The following is a 6,550-nucleotide window of genomic DNA, read 5'->3' on the forward strand; positions in this document are numbered from 1 at the left end:
CTGCGTCACCGGTCCGGGTGCCGGTATCGTCACCGCAGCCCGCGACGGCGAGCAACACGGCTGCGACGAGCGTGAGCGTGCGATGGATCGTCACCCCTGACCTCCCGGTGCGCGCTGAGCCGGACCCGTTGCCCGGACCCAAGTCTGCGCGTACCGGCAATCACAGCGCAATCACCCCGCTGCCCTCGGCCGGTCGCCGCCGGCGGCGTACCCGGAGAGCGAGGGCCGGCGGGCCGTGCCGGCCGCCGGAGCGTGCGGTCAGCGCGAAGGTCCCGGCCGGTCACGCCGGGCATTGCGGGCGGTGCCCCGATGGGCGGGCACGGTGGCCGGGTCTTCCGGCCAGGCATGTTTGGGGTAGCGGCCGCGCAGATCGGCGCGGACCCCGGGCCAGCCGGTCCGCCAGAACGAGGTCAGATCCGCGGTCACCGCGATCGGGCGCTGGGCAGGGGAGAGCAGATGCAGCACGATGGGCACCCGGCCGTCGGCCAGGCGTGGCGTATCCGTCCAGCCGAAAACTTCCTGCACCTTGACCGCGAGTACCGGCGGGTCGGCCGAGTAGTCGAGCCGGGGGCGGCTGCCGGACGGGACCTCTGCCCGTTCGGGAGCCAGCTCGTCCATGCGGGCGGCCTCCGGCCAGGGCAGCAGGCGGCGCAGCGCCTGGCCGGCGTCGATCCGTTCCAGGTCGGCGCGACGGCGGGCGGCGGCGAGTTCGGGGCCGAGCCAGCTGTCCGCGGCGGCGAGCAGTGACGCGTCGTCGACCGGCGGCCACGGGGCGCCGAGCGTGCGATGCAGGAAGTCGAGGCGCTGCCGTAGGGCGATCGCCGCGGAATTCCAGGACAGGAGATCGGGACCGGTCGAGTTCAGCCCGCGCCGTATCGCCGCGCCGAGCAGCCCGGGGTCGGGGTCGGAAATGGCGGTGGCCGACAAGATGATCGCGCCCAGTCGCTCGATACGCCGCGCGACCACGTCGCCCTCGGTCCAATCAATCTCGTCGACGGTGGTCAGCAGGTTCGATGCGGCTCGGCGGGCCAACTGTTCATCGGCGACCGCGGCCAACCGGACGACGCCCTCGGCCCGACCGGGATCGCGCGTCGCGACACCGATCGCCAGCCACTCGGCATCGCCTGTTCCGGCGCCGGGCGGCAGCGTCACCGCGGTACCGCCGGCCATGAGATAACTGCTCGAACCCGCACCGCGCCGCCGGGCCAGCCGTTCCGGGTGGGCCAGCGCGACGATGAGTGCCGGATCGTCGTCCCCCTCCGGCCCCTCGACCGAGCGGGCCAGCCGCTCCACCTCCCGCCGCCAGCGCGCCGGCCGCTCGCGGCGCAGCATCCGCAGACCGGCCGTGAGATCGACACCGGACAGATGGGTGTCGTCGTCGAGGACAGCGACGACCTCCGCGGCCGCCCGCGGACCGACCACGGCCGCGCCGTCGAGCAACGCCCGCGCCAGCCGGGGATGCAGTCCGATCCGGGCCATGCGCCGCCCACGGTCGGTCACCGCACCGTCGGTGCCGACGGCTCCCAAGGCGCGCAGTACCTCCCGGCCGGCTGTCAACCCGCCGGACGGTGGCGCATCCCACCAGGTGAGGCCCTGTCCGTCGCTCGTGCCCCAGCACGCCAGCTCCAGCGCCAATCGCGTCAGATCCGCTGTCCGGATCTCCGGTTCCGGATAGGCCGGCAGGGTGCCGTGCTCGTATTCGGGCCAGCATCGCCATACGCGCCCGGGAGCCTCCCGTCCGGCCCGCCCGGCTCGCTGCTCGGCCGCTGCCGCCGAGACCCGCACGGTGGCAAGGCCGGCCAGCCCCCGTGCTCGATCGATCCGTGGGGTGCGGGCGAGTCCCGAATCCACCACCGCCCGCACTCCCGGCACCGTCAGACTCGACTCCGCCACCGCGGTGGCCAGTACCACCCGCCGCCGGAGCCCGGGCCGTAACGCCGTATCCTGCGCCGTCGCGGAGAGTCTGCCGTGCAACGGCACGATATCGACATCGTCCAGCCCGCCCAGCAGCGCTGTCACCCGGCGTATTTCGGCCGCGCCCGGGAGGAAGACCAGTACATCGCCGGCGGTCGCGGCGAGCGCGGCCCGGGTGGCGCGTGCGACGTGTGCTTCGATCCGCTCCCGTGGCAACGCCGGAAGATAGGTCGTGTCCACCGGATGGGTGCGACCCCGGACCTGCACGACCGGCGCCGCGTGGTTGCCGTTCAGGAGCGTCGAAAGACGTTCGGCGGCAACGGTTGCCGAGGTCGCGAGCACCCGCAGATCCGGTCGCAATCCGGCCCGGGCGTCCAGCAGCAGCGCCAGTAGCAGATCCGCGTCGAGATGCCGTTCATGGCACTCGTCGAGCACGACCGTCTCGACCCCCGTCAACTCGGGATCGTCCTGCAACCGGCGTACCAGCAATCCGGACGTGACGACCTCGATGCGGGTCTGCCGCCCTACTCGTCGATCCCCCCGGACCGAGTAGCCGACGGTGGCACCCACCTGTTCGCCCAGCAGCGCGGCCATCCGCCCGGCCGCGGCCCGCGCCGCCAACCGTCGCGGCTCGGCCACGAGCACCCGCCCGGCGGCACGCTGCGCCAGCGCCAAGGGCACCAGAGTCGTCTTCCCGGTCCCCGGCGGCGCGACCAGCACGGCGGTCCCGCGTTCGGTCAACGTCTCGACGACATGATCGAGAACGTCACGAATCGGTAGGTCGGGGAGTGTGGGCAGTTCCATCACCGGTCAGTCTGCGGCATCGGCTCGGATCCACGATATCCACCACCGGGCCGCACGAGAAAATCGCTGCTTCCAGGGTTGCGCCGCCGGCAACGCCCACATGCCCGGGCTCGGGATGACCCGGCCCGCCCGGTAGGTACCGACGATCTGATCAGCGACCCGTTCGCCGACGGTCTCAGCGCCGCCTTCACCTTCGCGCTCGTCTGCTGTGTACTCGGTGCGATCTTCTCGTTCTTCACCGACGGTCGTGGGAAGGAGGCGGCGGCCGAGGAGAAGACGCACGAACCGGTCGGCGACGAGCCGGCCGCGGTGGCCGCGTTCGCGTCGGGGGAGGCTCCGTCCGAACTGATCGACGAACCCGTTCGGCGCTGAGGACGGTGCCGGGGGCCGCCCTCGGCATCCACCTACTCCTCGATGAGCTGCCCGCCGGCCAGGTGCCAGCGCCGGGTCGCGCGCACCGAGTCCAGCATCCGCCGGTCGTGCGTCACCAGCAGGAGTGTGCCGGTGAAGGAGTCGACGGCCTGCTCGAGCTGTTCGATGGCGGCCAGATCGAGATGGTTGGTCGGCTCGTCCAGGACGAGCAGGTTCACGCCGCGGGCCTGGAGTAGTGCGAGTGCGGCCCGGGTGCGTTCGCCGGGGGACAGGGTGTCGCAGGCGCGGTTGACGTGCGGTCCGCGCAGGCCGAACTTGGCGAGCAGGGTGCGCACCTCGGCATCCGGCCAGTCCGGCATCGCCGTACCGAAGGTGGCCGCGAGCGTGGCGTCCCCGCGGAACAGGCCACGTGCCTGGTCGACCTCGCCGATCCGTACGCCGGAACCCAATGTCGCCGTGCCCGTGTCGGGGGCGAGTTTGCCGAGCAGCAGGGCCAGCAGAGTGGATTTGCCGGAGCCGTTCGCGCCGGACACGACGATGCGGTCGGCCCAGTCGATCCGGGTGGTCACCGGCCCGAGCGTAAACTCACCGCGCGTGACGGTGGCAGCACCGGCGGTCGCGACGACGGTACCGCTGCGCGGCGCGGTCGCGATCGTCATCCGCAGCTCCCACTCCTTGCGCGGTTCCTCCACCACATCGAGCCGTTCGATACGCCGTTGCGTCTGGCGGGCCTTGGCGGCTTGCTTCTCGGTGGATTCGGCGCGGGTTTTGCGGCCCGCCTTGTCGGAATCGTTCTTGCTCTTACGGCGGGCGTTGCGCACACCGTGTTCCAGCCAGTTGCGTTGCATCTGCGCCCGGGCTTCCAGCCCGGTTCGGGTGGCCGCGTATTCGTCGTAGACCTCACGGGCATGCCGGCGCGCGATCTCGCGCTCGGCCAGGTAGGCGTCGTAGCCGCCGTCGTAGAAGCCGATCTGCTGCTGGGCGAGATCGAGTTCGAGCACGCTGTTCACGGTGCGGGTCAGGAATTCCCGGTCGTGGCTGATGATCATGAGCGGGGTCCGGACCCCGGTGACGAAACGTTCGAGGCGTTCGAGACCGTCCAGATCGAGGTCGTTGGTGGGTTCGTCGAGCAGCAGGATATCGAAGCGCGACAGCAGCACCGAGGCGAGACCGGCGCGGGCCGCCTGTCCGCCGGACAGGCCGGTCATCGGCGTAGCCAATCCGCCCGCGAGGTTTCCGGTGAGCCCGAGGTCGGCGGCGATCTCCGCGGCGCGCTGCTCGAGGTCGGCTCCGCCGAGCGCGAGCCAGCGTTCGAGGGCGGGGGAGTAGTCGTCGGCGCCACCCGCGCCGAGGCGTTCGGCGGCCGCGTCCATGACCCGCTGGGCCTGCGCGACCCCGGTGCGGCGAGCGAGGAATCCGAGCACGGTTTCGTCGTCGATCCGTTCGGGTTCCTGGGCCAGATAGCCGACAGTGGCATCCGGCGGGCTCAGGGTGATCGTGCCCTCCTCCGGGGCGCCGTCGGCGAGCATGCGCAACAGCGTCGATTTGCCGGCGCCGTTGACGCCGACCAGGCCGACCACGTCGCCGGGTGCGAGAGTGAAATCGAGGTCGGCGAACAGGGTGCGTTCGGCGTGTCCGGCCGACAGTCCGCCGGCCTGCAAGGTTGCGCTCACCGCGCATATTCTGCCCGCCCGCCCGCACGGCCCTTCCGCCGCCCGCCGTCGTGGTTCCGGGTGTGGTCGCGCCGGTGGCGCCACCGCACCCGGCCGCATACGATCCGGCGATGCCGATAAGCCGTGCGGACCTGACCGGTGACATCGAGCGCGATCTCGACGCCGACCTGACGCGTTGGTTCCCCGACCGGCCGCGCGTCGAGATCCCCCGATCCGCGGTCCGGCCGGTCGAGCCGTTCCTGGAACGGCTCGACCCCACCGCCGCCGCCGCGCTCGCCGGATTCGATCGCCGGGTGCGGTCCGGAACCATGCCGCAGTTCCTCGATATCTACGACTGGTCCTACGGGTTCGATTTCGCTGCCAACCAGTGCGGGCTGTTGGACAGCGATTACCGCACCGAACTCACCGACGACGACGTGTACACCCTCGGCGCCGACGGCGGCGGCAACCTGTACACGATGCTCACCAGCGGGCAGGTGGCGATCTGGTTCCACGAGGAGGAGGTTCTCGAAGGCGGCACCCGCTTCGATGATCTGGACACCTTCGTGTGGTCGCAAGTCCGCTATCAGGCGGTGCGGGCGGGAGAACTCGACCCGGATCCGGTCGCGGACGACTTCCGTGCGCTCGGGCAGGACGGCGCACTCGCCCCCGAGATCGGGCTGCCGGCCTCGCTGCGGCCGCTGCCTGGTCACTCATGATCGACGAACCCGGCCGGTGACCCGGCCCGGCGCACCCGGGGCAGGGGTCGTAGCCGGCCGCGTGGTCGTCGCGGTGCCCGCCGGTCCGGCCGGGCTGTGGGCCGCTGTCCGGCGAGTACGCTGGTCGGCACGGTGCTCCGCCGACAAGAGGAGTGCGTGACCATGGAATGGCTACTGATCGCCGTGGCGGTCGTGCTGGTGGCGTCGATCCTGGTGTGGCGGTCCCGGCAGCACAGTCTGCGCGCCGCGACCGAATTGGCCGATGCGCTCGCCGAGGCCCGCCAGGTCAACGAGCGCCTCGGCGGTCAGATCTACCACCTGTCCGGCAGCAACCCGGCCGCGCGGCAAGCACTGGCCGACGCCGCGGAACGCCACACCGCGGCGGGCTCGCAGGTCGACCAGGCCAGGTCCCCGGTCCAGGCCCGGCTGGCGAAACAGACCGCGCTCGAGGGGCTCTACTACATCCGGGCCGCCCGGATCGCCATGGAAATGGATCCCGGCCCGGCCGTACCCGAGTTGGCGGGGCAGGCCGGCGCGGGTGAGGTCAGCGAAGACCGGGTGATCGACTTCGACAACCGTCGGATCGCCGCGTCCCCGCGTCCTTCGGCCGGGACGCCGAACTACTACCCGGGCGGGCGCGTCGCGGGCCGGCCGGTTCCGGCCGGCTGGTATTCCGAGCCCTGGTGGAAACCGGCCATGATCGCCGGTGCCTGGGGAGTGGGCTCGGCCCTGCTGTTCACCTCACTGTTCTCCGGGATGGCCGGCGTGGGTTACGGCGCCGAAGGTTTCGAACAGGGCTTCGGGGAGGGTTATGCGGACGGACTCGCCGCCGGAGATCAGGATTACGGCGGACCGGGCGGCGACGCCGGCGGCCACGACGATTGGGGCGGCGACGGGGGTGGGTTCGACGGCGGCGGCTTCGATGGCGGTGGTTTCGACTTCTGAGAGGCCCGCGCCCGGCCGCGCGCGGTCGGACGACCTCATGATTCGCCGTCGCGCGCCGGTGCCGGCCTCAGAAAGTGTTGGGGAACCTGATCGGTTAGCTGTTGAGGTCGTCTGCTAGACGGCGGGCGGCCTCGGTTTCGATCG

At 71.7% G+C, this 6,550-nt stretch carries 5 protein-coding genes; 3 read left to right on the forward strand and 2 right to left on the reverse strand.

What is annotated here, in order from left to right; all coding sequences use genetic code 11:
- Nucleotides 1–258: 258 nt before the first annotated feature.
- The gene (hrpB, locus tag ACLML9_RS27030; RefSeq protein WP_411948152.1) at nt 259–2,718 is read right to left on the reverse strand and encodes an ATP-dependent helicase HrpB; all 2,460 of its coding nucleotides are present in this window, start codon (nt 2,716–2,718) and stop codon (nt 259–261) included.
- Between the two features lie 78 nt (nt 2,719–2,796).
- On the opposite strand from hrpB, the gene ACLML9_RS27035 reads away from it, so the two are divergent.
- Nucleotides 2,797–3,090, forward strand: a complete 294-nt coding sequence (locus tag ACLML9_RS27035) for a hypothetical protein (RefSeq protein WP_411948153.1) — start codon at nt 2,797–2,799, stop codon at nt 3,088–3,090.
- Between the two features lie 32 nt (nt 3,091–3,122).
- Here the strand turns inward: ACLML9_RS27035 and ACLML9_RS27040 are convergent, their stop codons facing one another.
- Complete coding sequence (locus ACLML9_RS27040; protein WP_411948154.1) at nt 3,123–4,763, reverse strand: ABC-F family ATP-binding cassette domain-containing protein; 1,641 nt, start codon at nt 4,761–4,763, stop codon at nt 3,123–3,125.
- Nucleotides 4,764–4,873: 110 nt separating this feature from the next.
- Between ACLML9_RS27040 and ACLML9_RS27045 the strand changes: the two genes are divergently transcribed.
- Entirely contained in the window at nt 4,874–5,461 is a 588-nt protein-coding gene (locus tag ACLML9_RS27045) for a hypothetical protein (RefSeq protein WP_411948155.1), read from the forward strand.
- 162 nt (nt 5,462–5,623) lie between these two features.
- Entirely contained in the window at nt 5,624–6,406 is a 783-nt protein-coding gene (locus ACLML9_RS27050; protein ID WP_411948156.1) for a DUF1542 domain-containing protein, read from the forward strand.
- Nucleotides 6,407–6,550 lie beyond the last annotated feature (144 nt).

The organism is Nocardia sp. NPDC002869 (assembly GCF_046764065.1).
Classification (GTDB): Bacteria; Actinomycetota; Actinomycetes; order Mycobacteriales; family Mycobacteriaceae; genus Nocardia; species Nocardia rhamnosiphila.